This window comes from Corynebacterium sp. HMSC08A12 (assembly GCF_001807485.1).
Classification (GTDB): Bacteria; Actinomycetota; Actinomycetes; order Mycobacteriales; family Mycobacteriaceae; genus Corynebacterium; species Corynebacterium evansiae.
In genome coordinates this window covers 98791-119526 of sequence record NZ_KV789168.1, presented here as the reverse complement: position 1 = coordinate 119526, position 20736 = coordinate 98791, and the positions used below count along the sequence as shown (strand labels likewise).

18 protein-coding genes and 1 tRNA gene are annotated in these 20736 nt (G+C 64.1%); 7 read left to right on the top strand and 12 right to left on the bottom strand.

What is annotated here, in order from left to right; all coding sequences use genetic code 11:
* Positions 1-21: 21 nt before the first annotated feature.
* On the bottom strand, positions 22-3420 hold the full coding sequence (locus tag HMPREF3166_RS02455; protein WP_070487492.1) for a DUF6537 domain-containing protein: 3399 nt from the start codon (positions 3418-3420) through the stop codon (positions 22-24).
* A gap of 241 nt (positions 3421-3661) precedes the next feature.
* Between HMPREF3166_RS02455 and HMPREF3166_RS02450 the strand changes: the two genes are divergently transcribed.
* On the top strand, positions 3662-4141 hold the full coding sequence (locus tag HMPREF3166_RS02450) for an Lrp/AsnC family transcriptional regulator (protein WP_035003921.1): 480 nt from the start codon (positions 3662-3664) through the stop codon (positions 4139-4141).
* Here HMPREF3166_RS02450 and HMPREF3166_RS02445 read toward each other — a convergent pair.
* The 5 genes from HMPREF3166_RS02445 to HMPREF3166_RS02425 all read right to left on the bottom strand — a co-directional run bounded on the left by HMPREF3166_RS02445 (position 4118) and on the right by HMPREF3166_RS02425 (position 10087).
* Positions 4118-4876, bottom strand: coding sequence for a hypothetical protein (locus HMPREF3166_RS02445; protein WP_070487490.1), 759 nt, complete (start codon positions 4874-4876; stop codon positions 4118-4120). The two genes, HMPREF3166_RS02450 and HMPREF3166_RS02445, sit on opposite strands and share 24 nt — an antisense overlap.
* An 18-nt stretch (positions 4877-4894) precedes the next feature.
* Positions 4895-6268 carry a PFL family protein gene (locus HMPREF3166_RS02440; protein ID WP_035003923.1) on the bottom strand — a complete coding sequence of 458 codons (1374 nt, stop codon included), beginning with the start codon at positions 6266-6268 and terminating at the stop codon, positions 4895-4897.
* A gap of 20 nt (positions 6269-6288) precedes the next feature.
* The gene (locus tag HMPREF3166_RS02435) at positions 6289-6558 is read right to left on the bottom strand and encodes an ACT domain-containing protein (RefSeq protein ID WP_005294749.1); all 270 of its coding nucleotides are present in this window, start codon (positions 6556-6558) and stop codon (positions 6289-6291) included.
* 31 nt (positions 6559-6589) lie between these two features.
* Positions 6590-7159, bottom strand: a complete 570-nt coding sequence (locus HMPREF3166_RS02430) for a TetR/AcrR family transcriptional regulator (RefSeq protein WP_035003924.1) — start codon at positions 7157-7159, stop codon at positions 6590-6592.
* A gap of 117 nt (positions 7160-7276) precedes the next feature.
* Entirely contained in the window at positions 7277-10087 is a 2811-nt protein-coding gene (locus tag HMPREF3166_RS02425; protein WP_035003925.1) for an aconitate hydratase, read from the bottom strand.
* Positions 10088-10312: 225 nt separating this feature from the next.
* Between HMPREF3166_RS02425 and HMPREF3166_RS02420 the strand changes: the two genes are divergently transcribed.
* Both HMPREF3166_RS02420 and HMPREF3166_RS02415 read left to right on the top strand, forming a co-directional pair.
* Positions 10313-10840: an Rv1476 family membrane protein gene (locus tag HMPREF3166_RS02420; RefSeq protein WP_035003927.1), complete on the top strand. Its 528-nt coding sequence runs from the start codon at positions 10313-10315 to the stop codon at positions 10838-10840.
* Between the two features lie 401 nt (positions 10841-11241).
* The gene (locus HMPREF3166_RS02415) at positions 11242-13083 is read left to right on the top strand and encodes a DIP1281 family NlpC/P60 protein (RefSeq protein ID WP_246816907.1); all 1842 of its coding nucleotides are present in this window, start codon (positions 11242-11244) and stop codon (positions 13081-13083) included.
* A 4-nt stretch (positions 13084-13087) separates the two neighbouring features.
* Here HMPREF3166_RS02415 and HMPREF3166_RS02410 read toward each other — a convergent pair whose 3' ends face one another.
* The gene (locus HMPREF3166_RS02410; protein ID WP_070487738.1) at positions 13088-13864 is read right to left on the bottom strand and encodes a hypothetical protein; all 777 of its coding nucleotides are present in this window, start codon (positions 13862-13864) and stop codon (positions 13088-13090) included.
* 25 nt (positions 13865-13889) lie between these two features.
* Here HMPREF3166_RS02410 and HMPREF3166_RS02405 point away from each other — a divergent pair, with 25 nt between their 5' ends.
* Genes HMPREF3166_RS02405 through HMPREF3166_RS02395 form a run of 3 tightly spaced genes read left to right on the top strand, consistent with a single transcriptional unit; the run spans position 13890 to position 16324 of the window.
* Complete coding sequence (locus HMPREF3166_RS02405; RefSeq protein WP_035003933.1) at positions 13890-14720, top strand: DUF3097 domain-containing protein; 831 nt, start codon at positions 13890-13892, stop codon at positions 14718-14720.
* A gap of 22 nt (positions 14721-14742) precedes the next feature.
* On the top strand, positions 14743-15183 hold the full coding sequence (locus HMPREF3166_RS02400; RefSeq protein WP_035003935.1) for an NfeD family protein: 441 nt from the start codon (positions 14743-14745) through the stop codon (positions 15181-15183).
* A 13-nt stretch (positions 15184-15196) separates the two neighbouring features.
* Complete coding sequence (locus HMPREF3166_RS02395) at positions 15197-16324, top strand: SPFH domain-containing protein (protein WP_035003937.1); 1128 nt, start codon at positions 15197-15199, stop codon at positions 16322-16324.
* Here HMPREF3166_RS02395 and HMPREF3166_RS02390 read toward each other — a convergent pair.
* The 3 genes from HMPREF3166_RS02390 to HMPREF3166_RS02380 form a co-directional block, all read right to left on the bottom strand.
* Positions 16321-16941: a hypothetical protein gene (locus tag HMPREF3166_RS02390; RefSeq protein WP_005294724.1), complete on the bottom strand. Its 621-nt coding sequence runs from the start codon at positions 16939-16941 to the stop codon at positions 16321-16323. The genes HMPREF3166_RS02395 and HMPREF3166_RS02390 overlap by 4 nt on opposite strands.
* Before the next feature lie 2 nt (positions 16942-16943).
* A complete protein-coding gene (locus HMPREF3166_RS02385; protein ID WP_035004166.1) occupies positions 16944-17651 on the bottom strand; it encodes a TVP38/TMEM64 family protein in 708 nt (235 codons plus the stop codon).
* A 4-nt stretch (positions 17652-17655) separates the two neighbouring features.
* Positions 17656-17741 (bottom strand) — tRNA-Leu (locus tag HMPREF3166_RS02380).
* 151 nt (positions 17742-17892) lie between these two features.
* On the opposite strand from HMPREF3166_RS02380, the gene HMPREF3166_RS02375 reads away from it, so the two are divergent.
* The gene (locus tag HMPREF3166_RS02375; RefSeq protein ID WP_035003939.1) at positions 17893-18450 is read left to right on the top strand and encodes a YbhB/YbcL family Raf kinase inhibitor-like protein; all 558 of its coding nucleotides are present in this window, start codon (positions 17893-17895) and stop codon (positions 18448-18450) included.
* Here the strand turns inward: HMPREF3166_RS02375 and HMPREF3166_RS02370 are convergent.
* Positions 18447-19550 (bottom strand): quinone-dependent dihydroorotate dehydrogenase, encoded by a 1104-nt coding sequence (locus HMPREF3166_RS02370; RefSeq protein ID WP_035003941.1) that lies wholly within the window; start codon positions 19548-19550, stop codon positions 18447-18449. The two genes, HMPREF3166_RS02375 and HMPREF3166_RS02370, sit on opposite strands and share 4 nt — an antisense overlap.
* 13 nt (positions 19551-19563) lie before the next feature.
* Positions 19564-20685, bottom strand: coding sequence for a YncE family protein (locus tag HMPREF3166_RS02365; protein ID WP_246816906.1), 1122 nt, complete (start codon positions 20683-20685; stop codon positions 19564-19566).
* Positions 20686-20736: the final 51 nt, after the last annotated feature.

Here is a 20736-nt window from a genome sequence, read left to right as displayed (position 1 = left end):
ACAGACCGCTTAGTCTATTTACTATTTTTTGACGCCCGCGCGCCCCAACTTCTGCAGCAACTCCTGCGCACTGTCGATCTTCTTGTCCTCGAATCCCCGGACCCCGTCGGCTGCAGCGGCCAGCGAGGCCAGCTCCGCCACCTGCTCGGGTGCGTGGAGGTTCCGCGCCCGGCTCAGGATCTCTTCCCGGTAGGCGTTCACGAGCTTGCGCTCCAGCTTGCGCACCTCCGCGTAGCCGAAGATGTCCAGGCGCGTGCCACGCAGCCCCTTGGCCTTCGCCAGCGCACTGAGAACTGGGCGCATCCGCGGGCCAAGGCCGATCTTGCGGTTCAGCCCCAGCGCGCGCAGCAGCGGCGGCTGGAACTGCACCGTAACCTTGCCACCCTTCTGTGCCTCCGCGAATCCGGGATCCAGCGCCAGGCGGGCGACCTCGTACTCGTCCTTATAGGCGGATAGCTTGTGCAGTCCGGCGGCGAAGGCGCGGGTCAGCTCTGCCGGGCCGTCCGGGTTCACGCGCCGCTCGTGGGCGTGCACCGCGCGCACGTCGGTCAGGTAATCCTGGGCGTCCTGCTCGGAGCCCCAGCGGCGCATCTCGTCGAAGTACACCGCAACCTCGTCCACCAGGCTCGGCTCCAGCACCTCCTCGATCTTGGACCGGGTGCGGTCAAGGGGCTGAACTTCCTGGTACTGGGAGTAGTCGGGCTCCACGCCCATCAGCTCGATCAGCGCCTCCGGACGGCTCACCAGCTGGCGGCCACGGCGGAAGGCCTGAATGTTGGCCTCGGCCTTCTTGCCGTTGATCCGCAGGGCCTTTTCCATCGACTCCGGGGTCACCGGCAGCGCACCAGCCTGCACCGCAGCGCCGATCAGCAGCATGATCTGGAACGTGGACTCACCGAAGAGCTTGGTGGACACCCGAATCGCGTCGGTGATGATCGCCCGCTTCGCCGCATGCCCCAGCGCACCGGTGACCTGCACGCCATCGGGGCGGGTGGCCTTGACGTCCGTGCACATCTGGCCCGTGGGGGTCGCGGAGTTCGACAGCACCGCAACCGTCCGCGCCGCGTTGAGTACCGAGGTGCTGGCGTCTTCCGCACCCGTCACGCCGTCCAGCGCGATCAGCAGGTCCGCGCCGCCGCGCGGCACCGTGCCTGTGTGCTGGCCAATGCTCCTAGAGATCCGCAGGTCGGAGACCACCGACCCGCCCTTCTGCGCCAGGCCCGTCATGTCCGTGCCGCGCACCGCAAGTCCATCGAGGTGTGCGGCGGTGGCGATCACGGCCGAGGCCGTCATCACGCCCGTGCCGCCCACACCCGAGATGCGGATGTTCCACGGGTGCTTGCTGTCCAGTGTGCTCTCCGGCACCGGGTCAAGCGCGGTGGCGTCAATAGGCGGCACCTCGCGCTTCTCCTCGACCGCAACGACGGTCGTGAAGGCCGGGCAATCGCCGGACAGGCACGAGCGGTCGGTGTTGCAGCTGGTCTGGTCCACGCGGGTCTTGCGCCCGAACTGCGTGTCCACCGGCTGCAGGGACAGGCAGCCGGACTTTTCGCCACAGTCGCCGCAGCCTTCGCAGATGCGCTCGTTGATCACGATCTTTTCAGTCGCCTGGGCGCGCTGGTTGCGGTTGCGGGCGCGGCGCTTCTCAGCGGCGCACTCCTGGTCGTGGATGAGCACGGAGACACCCTGTAGGACCTCCAGCTCCTTTTGCACCTTGGCGAGATCCTCGCGCGGGCGCACCTGCACGCCGGAACCCCGCAGGGCGCGCCGCGTGCGCCGCACATCGTCGCTGGTCACGACGATCCTGGCCGGGTTCTCGGCCCGCACCATGTCGACCAGCCCCGCCAGGCTCGGCTGCCCCACGGGGTCCTGGCCGCCCGTCATCGCCACCGTGCCGTTGTGCAGCAGCTTGAGGGTTGCGTTTACCTTGGACGCCACCATTGCCCGCAGCGCCAGCGATCCCGAATGCAGGAACGTCCCGTCGCCCATGTTCTGCACGAAGTGCTCCTCGGACACGAAGCTGTGCATCCCGATCCAGTGTGCGCCCTCGCCGCCCATCTGCGCGGTGCCCATGATCTTGCCCACGCGCTTGTCGTCCATCAGCATCACCATGGCGTGGCAGCCGATTCCGGCTCCGACCAGCGTGTCCTCGTCCGCACGGGTGGAGAGGTTGTGCGGGCAGCCGGAGCAGAAGTGCGGCACGCGGTTAGGCACCGCCAGCGGCAGGGAGATCCGAGTGGGACCGCTCGTCACGCCGGCGACCTCGATACCCTCGTTGCGCAGGAGTTTGGGCAGTTGCTTCAGCGGGTCGTTCACGTGCTCGATCGCGGGGCGCACCGGGAGGTCGTAGAGGCAGGCGCGGACGGATTCCAGCAGGTGAGTACCGAGCTCCTCGGCCACCACGAGCGTATCCAGCCCCTCGCAGAAGCTCTCCAGCTCCTGCGGGTCCAGCGGGTAAGTCATCGCCAACTGCAGCACGCGCACGTTCGCCTCGCCCACGACCTCCGCGACCTCCAGGGAAGTGTTGCCCGCGCAGATCACGCCCACGCGGTCGCCGTCCCGCGCGCCCCACCAGCGGTTCAGTCGGTGCTCGCGGGCGTACTCCAGAGCCCGCTGCAGGCGCTCGCCCACGCGGGTGTCCTCCAGGTCCAGCAGTCGCTTGCCCAGCAGGCGAGCTTCGGGCACATGCTCGCCGCCGCGCTCCAGACCGCGGGCCGTCGTGGCCTCGCGGATGGCCTCCAGATCCACGCTGGCGGAGCCGTCAGCCACGGGAGTGGTGATGCGCAGCGCTGTCCACAGGCCGCTGTAGCGCGACATCCACGCTGCGTGCGTGCCGAGGCGCAGCACGTCGCCAGCGTCCGCCGGCACGAGGGTCGGCAATCCGAGATCCGCCAGGATTCGCCCGGAGGCCGAGGGGATCGTCGAGGATTTCGCCGTCGGGTCGTCGCCCACGAAGGCCACTGCGCCGCCCGTGCCGCTGGTGCCGGTCATGTTCGCGTGCCGCAGTGCATCGGCCGCCCTATCCAACCCCGGCGCCTTCCCGTACCAGTAGCCGACTACGCCGTCGATGCCATCCTTGACCGTCGCCCGATCCGTCATCTGCGATCCCGCAACGGCGGTGACGCCCAACTCCTCATTGACGGCAGGGAAGTGCTGCACATCAAACTGGCCGAGCAGCGACTTGCGGCGCCCCAGCTCGAGGTCGTACCCGCCCAGCGGGGAGCCCTCGTAGCCGGAAACGAAGCTGGAGGTCTGCAGCCCAATTTCACGGTCCGCCTCCGCGCGATCCAGCACGGTGCGCACGAGCGCCTGAATGCCGGTTAAGTGGATGTGCCCGGTCTTCTCCCGATAGCGCGACTGGGTGTAGTCGGGGAGATCCTGGACGGGGGAAATTGAGTCGGGGATGAAGGTGGAGGTCATCGCTGTTCACCCTTTCGTGCGAGCTGTCAGTTTGTGGTTTGAATCACATTAAGTGACAGCGAACCGCACTCGGTAGCACCTACGGGAAAATAGTTCACTTAGCAAAGGTTTTTTAGATTCCAGACCTGAAACCTAGGCCAATGGCCTAAAATCCCACCCAAGCAACAACAGATTTGCACACAAAAGTAGATGTTTCTTGCCAACAGGCCGTGAAGGGGCGTCACAAAGAAAGGTCAGAAGAATGAGGGACCTCGACCGGACAGACATCGAGCTCTGCATGCTACTCAACGAAAGGCCCAAGGCCGGGGTGCGCGAGTATGCGCGGGTACTCGGGGTGGCGCGAGCGACGGTGAGCAGCCGCATAGACAAGCTCGTGGAAAGGGGAGTGATAGGCAGCTTCGCCCCTCATTTCGACCCCGGCGCACTCGGCTTCCCGCTAGGCGCTTTCGTGCACGTCACACTGGACCAGCGGGCGCTCGACCAGGCGACGGCGGCGATCCTGAACATCCCGTGGATCACGGAGGCGCATTCTATCGCCGGGCCTTACGACCTATCGTGCCGGGTGGTGGCGCGCGACCACGAGCACCTGGAGCACATCACCCTCAAACTGCAGGAGGTCGAGGGAGTGCAGCGCACGCGGACGGAAATCATCCTGCGCTCCCGCATCCCCGCCCGGCACGGCCAGCTGCTGCGGGCGTTAGTGGATCTGCGAAACCTCTAGCGCCGCCTTGACCTGCTTGGCCGACAGGTCGGTAGAAATAGTGGCCGTTTCCGGCTGGCCCGCGATGTACCGGCAAATGGTCCAGCCGTTGGTGAACTCGGGCTCCAGCACGTCCATGGGGCCGTCCGCCATGTGCAGGTTATAGGGGCGCCCCTCCCAGTTGGCCGGGGCGTTGAACTCGCTGGTGCGGAACGTGAACGGCTCGGTGCCGTCGGTGGGGTAGGCCTGCACCATGGCCTTGTAGTAATAGCGGCGCTCCGTGTTCATGCGCTCCCCGTTGTCGTTGTGGGTAGACACCCGCGTTATCCACACGCCGCCCACGCGGGCGGGCGCAAATCGCAACCAGCCATTTCCCCAGGCCTTGCCCAGGATCCGCAGCCGACCGCGACGCTTGGAGGCGCTATAGAGTGCAACGCCCGCCATCAGCAGGCCAATGGCCCCGATCACCAGGCCAATGACCAGAGTCTGGGTGCCTCCGCGGGCGGCCAGGAAGCCACCCAGGCCAAACAGCACCACGCCGATTGTCAGCACCACCGTCTGCACCACGCTAAAGCCCGCGGTGTTGCCGGCAACGGGCATGCGGCCGTTGTTCGACAGCGCCGCGTTCAGCGCGACCGACCCGGCGGGGAGGGTGCACCGCTGATCGAATGTGCCCGACTGGTCGCCCCGCACGAGCCCGTCGAGCGGATCGTCGATGACAACCGAGGAGCGACCGTACTTGAAGACCTGCACCATGCGAGCGAGTAATCCTTCCTAGTTGCGGTAGCCATGCAGCGGGGCGGGGATGAAGCCACCGCGGTTGATGAACTCGGCGCTGCTTGCACGGTTCACGCCGATCACCGGTGCGTAGCCCAGCAGGCCACCGAAGTCCACATCGTCGCCCACCTTTGTACCGACGGCGGGGATCACGCGCACGGCGGTGGTCTTATGGTTCATCACGCCGATGGCGGCCTCGTCGGCGATCATTCCAGCAATCGACTCCGCAGGGGTGTCACCCGGGATGGCGATCATGTCCAGGCCGACGGAACAGATGGCCGTCATGGCCTCCAGCTTGTCGATGCTAATGGCGCCGCTGCGCACAGCGTCGATCATCCCTTTGTCCTCGGAGACCGGGATAAACGAACCCGAGAGGCCGCCGACGCGCGAGCAGGCCATCATGCCGCCCTTCTTCACCGCATCGTTCAGCAGCGCCAGGGCAGCGGTGGTGCCGTGGGTGCCCACCTGGCCGAGCCCCATGTGCTCCAGAATGTGCGCCACGGAATCGCCGAGTTCCGCGGTGGGCGCCAGGGACAGGTCCACGATGCCGAAGGGCACGCCCAACCTTTGGGCGGCCATCACGCCGACCAGCTGACCGGTGCGGGTGATCTTAAACGCCGCGCGCTTGATCTCCTCGGAGACCTCGTTGAGTGTTGCGCCTTCCATTCCGGCAACCGCGCGGTCGACCACGCCGGGGCCGGAAACACCCACGTTGATCACACAATCCTGCTCTTCCACCCCGTGGTAGGCGCCAGCCATAAACGGGTTGTCGGAGACGGAGTTGGCAAACACGACCAGCTTCGCGCAGGCCAGCGTGCCGCCCGGCCCATAAGTGGAGGCATCCTTGATGACGTGCCCCATCTCGCGGACCGCATTCATGTTGATGCCGGCCTTCGAGCTGCCGACGTTCACGGACGCGCAGACGACATTAGTTTCGTTCAGCGCCTCGGGCAGCGAGCGGATCAGGTCCAGCTCGCCGCGCGTGGCCCCCTTGTCCACCAGGGCCGAGTAGCCGCCGATGAAGTTCACACCCACCTCGGTGGCCGCGCGATCCAGCGCTTCGGCAATACGCACCGGGTTGCCCTCTACCGCGGAGGCGAGGATGCCAACCGGGGTCACGGAGATGCGCTTGTTTACGATGGGGATGCCCAGCTCCCGCTCGATCTCCTGAGCCACCGGCACGAGGTTCCGCGCGTAGTCCACCACGCGCTCGAACACCGCCTCGGCGGTGGCCTCCATCGTTTCGCGGATGCAGGGCATGAGGTTGATGCCCATCGTTACCGTTCGGATGTCGAGACGGTACTTCTCGATCATCTCGATGGTTTCTAGGATGTTGTTGCTTTGGTTTGTGACGCCACGACGTGGATTCATTCTTTAACCCTCCAGAACCCTTACACGTCGTGCATGGCGGAGAAAATGGCCTCCGATTGCACTCGGATGACGAGCTTCTCCTGCTTCTCGACCTCCGCCATGCGGTCCTGCACGTCGGCGATCCCGTGCTGGGAGTCGTCGATACGAACGTGCAGGATCATGGTGAAGTAGTCGTCCATGATGGTCTGGGAGACGTTGAGGATGTTGACGTCTAGCTCGGCCAGGGCGGTGGACACGGCGGCGATGATCCCGGTGTGGTCCAGCCCGGTGACGGTCATGATTGCGATCATGCACTACATGCTACTCACCGGGTTGGACAGCCTATTGTCCGGGGGAACGCAGCGCGCTTTCTACGAAGTCCAGCGCGTCGGACAGGCCCTCGGTGCCCTGCCGCTGGGCAAGCCGCCCAAGCACCCCCTCGAGCACCAACTCCAGCGTCTGGGCGATCGTCTCTACCTCCACGTCCTTGCGGATTCGCCCGCTGGAGCGCTGTTCCCGCAGGCGGGTGCGCACAGTCTCGCGCAGCGCCAGCTGATCCAGCTCCCACTTCGCCGCGAAGCAGGGGTCTATGTTGACCCTGCGGGTGATCTCCACACGCATACCCCACCAGTCGGTCAAGTCTTTTGACTTGACTAGGGCGCGAATAGCACCGATAAGCCCCTCGTCGGCCGCTAGTTCGGCCATTTTGCGCATGTCTTCATGGGCAACCTCGAGAAACAGCTGATCCTTGTTGCCGTAATGGTGGAAGATCGCGCCGCGGGACTTGCCGATGGTTTCTTCCAGCCGGGCGACGGTCGCGCCGTCGTAGCCGTAGGTAGCGAAGCAGTGGCGCGCGCCGGACAGGATCTCGACCTTCCGCTCTGCCAGGTCCGTGTCGCTTACTTTGGGCATCTGCTTAAACCTCGTTGAGTTGTATGGGAGCACAAAGGCGGTGACCCGCGCTTCTCTCCCCTTAGGGGAAGAGGGCGCCGGTCACCGCCTCATGCCAGGCTTATAAGGAGTTATTCCTTACTTGCCGGACATCATGTTGCGCAGAACGAACTGCAGGATGCCACCGTTGCGGTAGTAGTCTGCCTCACCGGGGGTATCGATGCGGGTCACGGCGTCGAACTCAATCTTCTCGCCGTTCTCCTTGGTGGCAGTTACCTTGACGGTCTTCGGGGTGGAGCCGTTGTTGAGCTCCTCGATGCCCTCGATGTCGAAGGTCTCGGTGCCCTCGATGCCCAGGGACTTCCAGGACTCACCCTCCGGGAACTGCAGCGGGACCACGCCCATGCCGATCAGGTTGGAGCGGTGGATACGCTCGAAGGACTCGGCGATGACGGCCTTCACACCCAGCAGCAGGGTGCCCTTAGCAGCCCAGTCACGGGAGGAGCCGGTGCCGTATTCCTTACCACCCAGAACGACCAGCGGAGTGTTCTCCTTCTGGTAGTTCATGGCGGCGTCGTAGATGAAGGACTGCGGGCCGCCCTCCTGGGTGAAGTCGCGGGTGTAGCCACCGGAAACACCGTCGAGCAGCTGGTTCTGCAGGCGGATGTTAGCGAAGGTACCGCGAACCATGACCTCGTGGTTACCACGACGTGCGCCCAGGGAGTTGTAGTCCTTGCGCTCCACACCGTTTGCATCCAGGTACTGAGCAGCCGGGGTGCCCGGCTTAATGGTGGAAGCAGGGGAGATGTGGTCGGTGGTCACGGAGTCGCCCAGCAGAGCCAGGACGCGAGCGCCCTTGACATCATTGACAGCCTCCGGCTCCTTGCTCATACCGTCGAAGTACGGAGCCTTGCGGATGTAGGTGGACTTCGGATCCCAGTCGAAGGTCTTGCCGGAAGGAACCTCCAGGGAGCGCCAGCGCTCGTCGCCCTCGAAGACGTTTGCGTAGTCCTCGGCGTACAGGTCCTTGGTGATGGAGGAAGCGATAACTTCCTCGATGTCCTCGGTGGACGGCCAGATGTCCTTCAGGAAGACATCGTTGCCATCCTGGTCCTGGCCCAGCGGCTGGTTCTCGAAGTCGAAGTCCATCGTGCCGGCGATCGCGTAGGCGATAACCAGGATCGGGGAGGCCAAGTAGTTCATCTTGACGTCCGGGTTGATGCGCCCCTCGAAGTTACGGTTACCGGACAGGACAGCGGTGGCGGCCAGGTCGCCCTCGTTGATGCCTGCGGAGATCTCCTCCGGCAGCGGACCAGAGTTACCGATACAGGTGGTGCAGCCGTAGCCGACCAGGTAGAAGCCCATGGCCTCCAGGTCCTTCCACAGGCCCGCCTTCTCGTAGTAGCCGTTAACAACCTGGGAGCCCGGCGCCATGGAGGTCTTAACCCACGGTGCGGACTTCAGGCCCTTGGCGGCAGCGTTGCGTGCCAGCAGGCCAGCGCCGACCATGACGGACGGGTTAGAGGTGTTGGTGCAGGAGGTGATGGAGGCGATGGCAACCATACCGTGGTCCAGCTCGATGTCCTCACCGTTGTAGTTGACGGTGACCGGGTTGGACGGGCGGCCCTCTGCACCTGCAGCTGCGGAAGGAATGTTGCCCTTCGCATCAGCAGCGGATGCCGGGGTGCCGGCAGCCTGGGCAGAAGTGTCCTCGGTAGCCGGGCCCTCTGCGTCGAAGTCCGGGGTAGAGGCAGAAGCATCGGCGTCGACGTAGTTGTGCAGATCCTTGCGGAACTGTGCCTTGGAGTCGTTCAGCTCGATGCGGTCCTGCGGACGCTTCGGGCCAGCGATGGAAGGAACGACGGTGGACAGGTCCAGCTCGAGGTACTCGGAGTACTCGACTTCCTTCTCCGGGTCCAGCCACATGCCCTGTGCCTTGGCGTAAGCCTCGACGCGATCCAGGGTCTCCTGGTCGCGGCCGGTCAGCTCCAGGTACTTCACGGTCTCTTCGTCGATCGGGAACATAGCCGCGGTGGAGCCGAACTCCGGAGACATGTTGCCGATGGTTGCGCGGTTGGCCAGCGGCAGCTCGCCAACGCCCTTGCCGTAGAACTCGACGAACTTGCCGACCACGCCGTGCTGGCGCAGCATGTCGGTGATGGTCAGAACGACGTCGGTGGCGGTAACGCCAGCCGGGATCTCGCCGGTCAGCTTGAAGCCAACGACGCGCGGGATCAGCATGGAGATCGGCTGGCCGAGCATTGCAGCCTCAGCCTCGATGCCGCCGACACCCCAGCCCAGGATGCCCAGGCCGTTTTCCATGGTGGTGTGGGAGTCAGTACCAACACAGGTGTCCGGGTATGCCAGGCCGTTGTTGTCGAAGACGGAGCGGGCCAGGTACTCGATGTTCACCTGGTGGACGATGCCGGTTCCCGGAGGAACAACGCGGAAGTTCTCGAAGGCGCCGGTGCCCCAACGCAGGAACTTGTAGCGCTCGTCGTTGCGCTGGTACTCGATCTCGACGTTCTTCTCCAGAGCGTCGGCGTTACCAAATGCCTCGATGATCACGGAGTGGTCGATGACCATCTCAGCCGGGTTCAGCGGGTTAACGTCGTCTGCGTTGCCGCCCAGGGCAACCACGGCGTCACGAATGGTAGCCAGGTCAACGATGCAGGCCACGCCGGTGAAGTCCTGCATGATAACGCGGGCCGGGGTGAACTGGATCTCGAAGTTGGGCTCTGCGGAAGGATCCCAGTTGGCGATGGCCTCGATGTGCTCGCGAGTGATGTTCTTGCCATCCTCGTTGCGCAGCAGGTTCTCGCCGAGAACCTTCAGGGAGTAGGGAAGCTTCTCCATTCCCGGCACAGCATCCAGCGCGAAGTAGTCATAGGACTTCTCGCCGACCTGCAGAGTGCTCTTGGAATCGAAGGAGTTGATGCTTTCAGCCACAGTGAGCTCCTTTAATCTCTTCTCTTAGTCGAAATGTCGTCGTCGATGTGGTCGCCGCCACGCACGGGACAGCCGCCCGCGGCGGAGGCTCTGCTTACCATTGTGGCAGCATTCTTGCCGCGACGTCACTAAAAATTTTAACAGTACGATTGTCCTGCTGCGAATCCTGCGAGTTTAAGCGTGTCGCCGATACCCCCACCCCTCTTTCGGTGCTAAAAACATCCCATGACCGATACGCCTAACCCCGCCCCTTCGGACGACGTTGCGCAGCTCATTGCCTCTCTTAATGACGCCCCAGTCTTCGTCGCCGAAGATTTCCCAACCGAGGTGGAGTCTGGATCGGCCGGCCTATCCAAGAGCCTCAACGATGTGGTTGAGGCGACCGAGAGGGGAGAGTCGGCGTCCAAAATAGGCACCCTAAAGATCGGCTACATCAACCAGGACGGGGAGCGCCACAACAGTCTGCGCGACGTGGCGCAGAAAGTGCTGGACGGCACGGACGCGGACACGGTGATCCTGAAGTCCCCGAGCCAGGCGACGGCAGTGTCGGAGAATCTGTCGCGCTATGCCATCGAATCGAACTACAAGGTTCTCTCTGGCGCCAACAGTCATCCGGAGGTGACACAGGAGTTCCTCAACCAGGCGGCGGGGTACGAAACTCCCACAGGCCTGGCCAACGTGGGAGTGTTCCTAGCAGTGGCCGTGGCGGCCGTAATCGCTTCGTTATCAAAGCCGTGGACCAAGCAGAAATAGGTAACGGTTTAAAATAGTCAAGCCTGGGGGATTGACTAACCTTAAGGGTGAATCTAGAAAAACGGGGGCTTTCTACAGGTAGTGCAATACGACACGCCTACACGCTCATAAATGTGACATAAATCACACTTGTAACTTTTCCGTTACTATTCGCAGGTCAAGGCAATTGCCGTTACTTATGTGACTAGTGCGATTCATGGGATTCATGGTGAAAAAGTTTACGGCCTTGACTCGTGTGCTCTAGGGTTCCCAGTGTCAACTTTTGAAACGAGTTGATCTCGAAGTGATTTTTGAGAGTCACCCGACGGGACCTGTACTGATCGCATGGGGAAGTGCGGCCAGCTGGACCGAGGGTTTCGCTCGCTTCAAAGCCAGTTGTATAAACACCAGGAGAATCGATCGTGACACCACGACCACAAAGCCGTAAGCGAACGGTGTTGGCCGTCGCAGTGACCGCCGGAGTGACGCTGCAGTCGACGACTATGGTCGCCCAGGCCGACGACAAGCGCACCGTTGAAAGCTTCCTGGCCGACCTCGTCGGCCAGGTTTCTCGCGCCAAGTCCCAGGTCTCCGAGATGGAGACGCTCATGGGATCGCTGCGAGAAGATGCCAACAAGGCCCGCGTCGACCTCGTCAACAGCCAGTCCGCCGCCCAAACGGCCCAGGACAAGGTCGTGGACGCACGCGGACGCCTCAAGGATTCCGACACCGAGGTAACCAAGGCACAGTCGAAGCTGAACGACATCGCGCGTTCCGCCTACGCCCAGGGCGGCGACGCCTCCGCCGTGAACCTGGCTGCCGGCGGCAGCGACGCAGTTGGTGACACGCTCGATCGCTCCTCCTACATCGACGCAGCCTCCAAGAAGCAGAAGGACGAGGTCGACCGCCTCGACCTGGCGCGTACCCAGAACGCCAACGAGGAGTCCTCGCTACGCGACTCCCGCGATAAGGCGAACTCCGCCGTCGACGACGCGGTAAACAAGTACAACACCGCGCGCGACACCCTGAACAACTCCCAGAAGACCCTCACCGAGAAGCAGAAGGAGTACAAGCGCCTGCTCGATGAGAAGTCGAAGGCGGAGAAGGCGCTCCGCGAGGCTCGCGCCGCCGTGGAGACCTTCACCAACACCCACCCGGAGGCTTCTAGCTGGGACAAGCGCAAGGTCGCCGAGAAGGCAGCCGAGAACGCGGGAGCCAAGGTCGAGAAGGCCGATGAAAAGGCGGAGGAGACTCAGTCCACTGAGGACTCCACCGAGAACACCGAGAACACTGAAAACACAGAGAACACTGAGGACGCTCAGCCGGCCGAGGCTAACGAGACCACTGAGACCACCGAGTCCGACCAGTCCGACGAGTCCCCGGCACAGGGCTCCCTCGGCAACCCGGCAGGTCTGCCGGAGCTCCCGGCAGAGCTGCAGTCCTCCTACGATCTGAACGCCAGCGGCGATGACCAGCGCCAGGCAGCCCTCGACGGCCTGCGCAAGGCCGGCGAGTCCGCACTGATGGCTGGCTTCACCACCGCACTGTCCGGCAACCCGGATGGTGCCGTGGCTGCCGCCGCGCGTGCGGGCCGCGAAACCGCAGGCCAGGAGTATGACCGCGCCATGGGCGGCGGCACCAGCACCGCACCGGCGGCGCAGGAGACCCCGGAGACCCCCACGGCTCCGGAAACCGAGGAAGCAACCGAAGCTCTGGAGACCCCAGAAACTCCAGAGACTCCCGAAACTCCGGACGAGGCCGTTACTCCGGAGACCCCGGAGACCCCTGAAAACCCAGCTGAGGCCATCGCCGATGCACTGGACCCGAGTAGCCCCGATACCTCCGGCACCGCCGAGGAGAAGATCGAGCGCGTCATTAAGCGCGCCGAAAGCCAGCTGGGCCTGCCCTACGCATGGGGCGGCGGTAACTTCCACGGCCCGACCAAGGGCATCCGCGACGGCGGTGTAGCCGACGCGCACGGCGACTACAACAAGGTCGGCTTCGACTGCTCCGGCCTGATGATGTACGCATTCTACGGCGTAGGCATCGAGCTACAGCACTACTCCGGCTACCAGTACACGGCCGGCAAGCAGGTTCCTTCCTCGCAGGCCAAGCGTGGCGACATGCTGTTCTGGCCGGGCCACGTCGCCCTGTACCTGGGCGATGGCAAGATGATCGAGGCCCCGCAGTCCGGCGATGTCGTCAAGATCTCCGACGTGCGCTGGGGCGGCATGCAGCCCATGGCAGTCCGCATGATCGAGTGATGATCTAACGCAGTAGCTCCCGCTGCGCATAATCCACAGCCACCATCCGGGCGGTTCTTACCGCCCGGAGCATTGGCATTAGATGGGGGTCCAGGCTCGCACCCACCTCGGAGCGCTTAGTGACCTCCACAATCGCCGCCACCTGATCGGCCCTGGCCATCAGCTTGGCGGCGCGACTGGGCACTCCCGGCGGCATCCCGGGCAGTCCAAAGGCATCGTTCAGTGCCCCCACCGCCAGCTCGGCGCGTTGAAACGCCGCCCCACCTCTCGGCACGTGCCCCGCGTTCCGCACCATCCTCGTTGCATTATCCGCAGCCTCACGCAGCAGCTGATCCGCCTCGCCCGGCGAGTAGACCGGCAGCGGCGGAACCGGGCCCTCCACCTGATCCCACGACCAGCTGACCAGGTGGGCGTCAATAACACGAGGGCTAAGCACGTGACTGACCAAGGGGTCGCGGTCGGCAAGGATTAGTGACGCCCCCTCCGGGCCGACCGGCAACACGGTCGCGTCGCCGGGGCCGGAGAGTGCCAGTTGGATCAGGGGACGTTCGTCCAACCCGACTGTCGCCTCGTCCGCCACGGAGCGGATCTGGCCGAGCATCTCCACGAGTCCGCCGCCGTCGGGCTCCAGGCGGTGGTGCTTGCCCTGGGTGGCGTGGAAGGCGTCGATTACTTCATCCGCCCCGATAAGCCCGTGCAGCCACCAGGCCAGCCACAGGGAGGTGTTCTGCACGGGCGACCAGAGTTGCGCCCCAAGCCACGTCGGTACCGGATCAGTCATTTTTCCTAGCCTAAGCTGGTTGCCCATGAGCTTCAATTACGGTGACATCATGAAGGGTCATTCCCGCAACCAGAAACCCAGCATTCCGCGCGTCACGCCGGAACTGGGCATGGTGGTGGAGGTCATCGCCGATGACTTCGTCGGCGCCGTGGTGGGTGGGGAGAAGACCGCCGACGGCGACTTTATTCGCCTGGAGGATCGCTATGGAAAGACACGCCTATTCAAACTCCGCGAAGGCGCATTCCTACTCGAAGGCAAGCCTATTACCTTGACTCGCTATGTGGATCCCAGGTTACTACCACCGAAGCAACGTACCTCTAACTCCGGCTCACGGCGGGTGGAAAACGTGCAAGCCAAGGTCGCGGCGCCCTCGCGCATTTGGGTGGAGGGCATTCACGATGCGGCGATCGTCGAACAAGTCTGGGGGCATGACTTGCGCGTGGAAGGCGTGGTCGTCGAGTACCTGGAGGGCCTCGACAATCTGCCGGAGCGGCTCGCCGAGTTCCAGCCCTCCGCGACCCGCCGTGTGGGCGTGCTTGCGGATCACCTCGTCGAGGGGACGAAGGAAGCGCGTTTGACCGCATCCTTAGGTCCGCACGTGATGGTCACCGGCCACCCGTACATAGACATCTGGGAGGCCGTGAAGCCGCAAAGCGTGGGCATCCGCGAGTGGCCGAAGATCCCACGCGGCACCGACTGGAAGACCGGTGTGTGCCAAGAACTCGGCTGGGGTACCCCGCAGGACGGTTGGCGTCGGGTGGCGGCTGCAGCCAAGACCTTTCGCGATCTGGACTCTACTCTTATCGGTGCGGTGGAAAGGCTGATCGATTTCGTTACTGTCCCGCCGGAATACTGAACCACCAACTAGGATCCTGACTATGGGTCCGATCATTTGGTTAATCGCGGCAGGAGTGCTGGCTCTCGGCGAGCTCCTGGTAGCGGACATGTCCTTGCTCATGCTCAGCGCGGCCGCGTTGATTACCGCCGGAGTTTCGCTGGCGGATATTCCGGTGTGGGCGGAGATTGTGGTTTTCGGCGTGGCTTCGCTAGCGACCACCCTGGCGATCCGGCCCATCCTACGGAAACGCTTCCTGCAGACGACTCCGACGCGCACGTTTGACTACGCCGAGCTGACCGGCAAGACCGCTGAGGTAGTAGAGGCTGTCACCGACGATGTGCAAAGCGGTGGCATGGTGCGCATCGCCGGCGAGCTGTGGTCAGCCCGCTCGGCAAACTTGGGGGATACTTACCCCCAAGGAGAGTCCGTGCAAGTGATAGACATCGACGGCACGACGGCGGTCGTGTGGCGAAACAATTAGAAGGGCTTAAAACATGAGCTTCACAATTTTCTTGGTGGTCTTACTGGTCATCATTGCGACGATCATCATCAAGATGGTCGCCCTCATCCCGCAGGGTGAGGCGGCAGTCATCGAACGCTTGGGTACGTACACCCGCACTGTTTCTGGCGGCCTGACGATCCTCGTTCCGTTCGTCGACCGTATCCGCGACAAGGTCGATACCCGTGAGCAGGTCGTGAGCTTCCCGCCCCAGGCCGTGATCACGCAGGATAACCTGACCGTCGCCATCGATACGGTGGTTACCTTCCAGATCAACGATCCGGCCCGCGCCATCTACGGCGTGAACAACTACATCGTCGGCGTGGAGCAGATTTCCGTCGCCACGCTGCGCGATGTGGTTGGTGGTATGACGCTGGAGGAGACCCTGACTTCCCGTGAGGTCATCAACCGCCGCCTGCGCGGCGAGTTGGACGCGGCCACCACCAAGTGGGGCCTGCGCATCTCCCGCGTGGAGCTGAAGGCCATCGACCCGCCGGCATCCATCCAGCAGTCGATGGAGATGCAGATGAAGGCGGACCGCGAGAAGCGCGCCATGATTCTTACCGCCGAGGGTCGCCGTGAGTCGGACATCAAGACCGCCGAGGGTGAGAAGCAGGCCCGCATCCTGGCCGCAGAGGGTGAAAAGCACGCGCACATCCTGGCCGCAGAGGCCGAGCGCCAGGCAGCCATCCTGCGCGCAGAGGGTACCCGCGCTGCCCGCTACCTGGAGGCCCAGGGTGAGGCCAAGGCCATCCAGAAGGTCAACGCGGCCATCAAGTCCGCCCAGGTCACGCCAGAGGTGCTGGCCTACCAGTACCTGGAGAAGCTGCCGGAGATGGCGAAGGGCTCTGCCAACAAGACCTGGATGATCCCAATGCAGTTCGGCGACTCCCTGGAGCAGTTCGCCAAGGCCCTGGCCAAGAAGGACGACGAGGGAGTATTCCGTTACGAGCCGAAGCCGGTGGACGATGCCACTCGCGAGCAGGCCAACGAGTCGAGCTCCGAGGATTGGTTCAACACCGCCTCCTCACCCGAGATCGCCGAGGCCGTTGCCGCCGCCAACGCCGTGGCGAACAAGCCCGTCGACGAAGCGGCGCTCGATAATCCCTACAACGAACGCTAGTTCTTTAGCTCGTCCGCCCTGGCCAGCATGTGCACGGCCAGGGTCCAGCCGGCCTGCTCCGCATGCCAGCCCGCTGCGGCCAGCCGCTGGCTCATCGCCTGCTTGCTGATGCCCACAATCTCCGCCGCCTCGGCCTGCAAGTGCCCAGCGCGCAGCAGGGCAGTGGCCTCGCGGCCCTCCTTTGTGCGCCGCGCCAGCACGTGGGCCAGCAGGGTGAAGGCCGCCGCGATGTCCTGAGCAACTTCGGCCGCCCGCCCTGGGGCGATCACACCGCCCGGGCCTGGCTTTTCAATCCGCACCGATACCGCACCCGCACGCTGCGAGCGGGTCACCGCACGGGTGGCTGCACCGATGGTCTCTTCCACGGACGACGGGGCGTCACCATCAACCTCCGCAACCACCGAGCCAATGCCGAGCGCGAAGTCACCCGCCTGCAGCAAAGACATCACCAGACCGCCGGCCTCGTCGGGGCCTGGCGCGATGCAGACGAAGTCCTCGATGCCCTTCATCTCCACGGACTCGACCATCGAGGATCGCTCCAGCGCCGCCGCGACGTCGCGGACGTACTCTCCACGGCGTTGCGAACGGCCCCGATAGGCGGCATACACGGCAAACATGTTTATAAACCTACTTCATTGGCTTTGCGCAGCTGGCGCCAGAGTCGAATCTCGTTCGCGGCGAGCGCGAATCCGGTGCACACCACCACAACGCTGAGTAGCAAGATCCACGGCTGACCGCCCGTTGCGAGCGCGTCGGAGGCCATGGCCGTGGCGATGGTGTTCGGCGCGGAACCCACGATTGTGGCCAGCACATAGGGCACAAACGGGATGCGGCTCAGCCCACAGGCGTAGTTCAGCAGCGAAAAGGGTATGGCCGGAACCATGCGCAGCCCCAGCACGGCAATCCAGCCACGCTCGGCGATCCTTTCCTGCAGAAACTGGATGCGCTGGGCATCGCGGGTCTTCTTTTCCACCCACTTGCCACCGACGGCATGCACCAGGATCAGCGACAGCGCGGCAGAGGCGCCCACGCCCACCAGCGCCAGCACTGAACCCCACAGGGACCCGAACATCACTCCTGCAGCAATGGTCCAGATGGTGCGGGGGAGCGGCAGCTGGGTGAAGGCGACCAACAGCACCACAAAAGTCAACGGCGCCCACGCGCCCGTGGAGGCCACCCAGGTGCGAATATCCTCGACCGCGGGTTTCGGGACGAAGTAGACGAAAGCGACCAGCAGGATGGGCACGAGGACGCTTAGGAAGCGGTACCGCAGCTTTAGCCCCCACCACGCGCTAAAGGCGTGGCCTACAAAGCGTGGGATTTTCATGTTGTGTCCGGAGGGGGACTTGAACCCCCACGTCCGTTAATAGGACACTAGCACCTCAAGCTAGCGCGTCTGCCATTCCGCCACCCGGACTTGGGTTGCGCACACCACGAGAAGTGGTGGCAACTCCCGTCACTTTAATGCCAAGCCAGTGATTTACACAAATACGCAGGTCACAGGGAGTTACTTGTATATGGATAAGCACTTTAGTGCGCTCGTCGAAAGCTTTGACTAGCGTGGTGCTATGTCCGAAAACAATGCACAGCACCAGCCCACTTACATCGATGACCGTTTCCCCGGCCCGGATCCGTACGCGCCGCTGACGGACCTGCCCGCACTGGAGGTCACCAGCGAGACCTTCGCCGACGGCGATCGCCTGCCCGAGGATCAGCTGGGAGGCAACGACGTCTCGCCCCAGCTGAGCTGGTCTAAAGGCCCGGAGGGCACGAAGACTTACGCGGTTACCTGTTTTGATCCGGACGCCCCTACGGCCAGCGGCTTTTGGCACTGGGCCGTCTTTAACATTCCGGCGGACGTAACCTCCCTGCCTCTCGGTGCTGGCAACGAGGACTTGAGCGGCCTGCCCGAAGGGGCAGTGGCGCTACGTGGCGACAGCCGTTCCTGGGGCTACTACGGCGCCAACCCGCCGGCCGGCCACGGTCCGCACCGCTACCTGTTCGCCGTCCACGCGGTGGGCGAGGAGCTGGACATCGACGACCGCCAGACCCCGACCGTCCTAGGCTTTAACCTGAACTTCAAGGCCACCGCCCGCGGCATCCTCTGGGGTTGGGCCGAGAACTAGTTCTCCACCCACGGCAACCCGCTGCCCACGGCCTGCGAGATGTTCTCCAGGCCGTGGGCTTTCAGCTGTGCGGACAGACCCTGGTGGATCTCGCGGATCCAATCCGGGCCGCCGTAGATGAACGGTGTGTAGCCCTGGATCAGGCTGGCACCAGCGGCGATGCGCTCCCACGCGGCCCGCGGGGAGTCGATTCCGCCCACGCCGATCAAAACCAGCTTCCCGTCGGCGCGGGCCGCCAGGCGGCGCAGCACCTCCAGCGCGCGGGCTGCCACCGGGGCGCCGGAAATTCCGCCCGCGCCCATGGCCTCCACCTCGTGTGCCGGGGTCTTCAGGCCCTCGCGGCTGATGGTGGTGTTCGTGGCGATCAGGCCCGTCACTCCCATCTCGATAGCCAGGTCGCAGACCTTGTCAATGTCCTCATCGCTCAGGTCCGGGGCGATCTTCACGAACAGCGGGCGGGTGCTTTCCTCCTGCACCGCGCGGATGATCGGGCGTAGGGATTCCACCGCCTGCAGGTCGCGCAACCCCGGGGTGTTGGGGGAGGAGACGTTGATAACCAGGTAGTCGGCCACCCCGCCGATGGCCTTGGCGGACTCGCGGTAGTCGCGATCGGCAATCTCAGCGGCCACCAGCTTGGACTTACCGAGGTTCGCGCCCACCGGGATGTCCGTGCTGCGCTTCGCCAAGCGCATCGCCGCCGCACGCGACCCCTCATTGTTGAAGCCCATACGGTTGAGGATGGCCTTGTCCTGCGGCAGGCGGAACAAGCGCGGGGTGGGGTTGCCCGGCTGCGCTAGGGCGGTGACGGTGCCGATCTCCGCGAAGCCGAAGCCCAGCGGGCCCCAGGCGTCGACCTCCTTGGCATCCTTGTCGAAGCCCGCGGCCAGGCCGAGCGGGCGCGGGAAGGTGAGCCCGGCGATCTGCTGGCTCAGCGCGTCATCGTGCACTGCCAGCGCGCCGTCCATCGCGGACAGGGCCGCCCTGGAGTCCGCAACCTGCTGCAGCCCGCGGGAAATCAGCCCGTGGATGCGCTCCGGGCGCAGGGTAAACATTCCCTTCAGCGCCACCTGGTAGGCGCCGTGGCGAATCTTCTTTAGCATTTCTGATCCCCTTTTATTCCTTCTCCGCCGGGTACTCGTCTTCCGGCGTAGTCTGCTTATCCTGCACCGCGTCGTCCACGCTCTGCGCGCTGTACACACTGACCTTTCCGTCCTCTGTGACCAGCACCAACGCACCATTGGCGGCGTCCAAAACCTCGCGCACCTTGCTCGGAGCCTCGACCTCGGCAACCTTCACAGGCGCGCCGCTGTCGATGAGGAAGGACGTCAGCTTGCTTTCCCCGGCCGAGCTCACCCAGGCCAGCTGGCGCTTCGCATCCCACGCCACGCCCCACGGGGAGGCCTTCGTGGGGATCGCCTGGTGCAGGCGTACGACGTCGTTCATGGTGTAAATAAGCATCTGATCCTGACGCGCGTCGCTGGCAACCACCACGCCGTCGTCGCCGCGCCCGGTGGCCACCTGGCCCACGCCCTGGCCGATGCGCAGGGAGGCGTTCAGAGAACCATCGTCCACGTCCACGTCGTTGATACTGGTCTGCCCCCGGTCGATCAGCGCAGCGCGCTGTCCGCGGCCGTGCGGCTTGACCAACACCGCCTCGTCTAGGCTCCGGCTCACGATCGCATCGCCGGTCTCGTTGCCGTCCTTGTCGTAGAAGCGCGCCTTGTCCTCGCCCGCCTTGCCCAGCACGGCCTTGCCGTTTTCCAGGAAGGTCACGGTGGTCACCTTGCCGTCCACGTCCAGGCTGCGGGTCTCCTTGCCGTCCGGGCCCAGTTCGATGGCCTTGTCCTGGCAGGCCACCGCCACGCCCGTCGCGGTAGTGGAGATGTTGTCGCAGGAATCGTCGACATCTACCTGGCTCGGCTCGTCCTTGGGACTGGTGGCGTCAATAAAGTGCACCTTGCCCTTCGTAAGCACCGCAACCAGGTTCGCTCCCGGCGCGTTCTCGTCGGCAGAAAGGCCCACGCGCGCGGCTCCCAGGGTGGATTCCCCCAGCTCGATCTGCTCGCCCAGACCGGACGAATCATCGGGGGAATCCTGCGGCTGCGCGGGCTCACCCGCAACGGGCGCGTTTTCTTCCGGCTCTTCGGATCCACAGGCGGAAAGTGACCCCAGGGCCAGGGCGGCAGCGGCGGTCACGCAGAGGGTTCGGCTAAAGCGATTGACGTGCACATTCACAACTTCTAACGCTACCAGCCCGGCCACGTCACTCTTTCACGACGGGGGAGA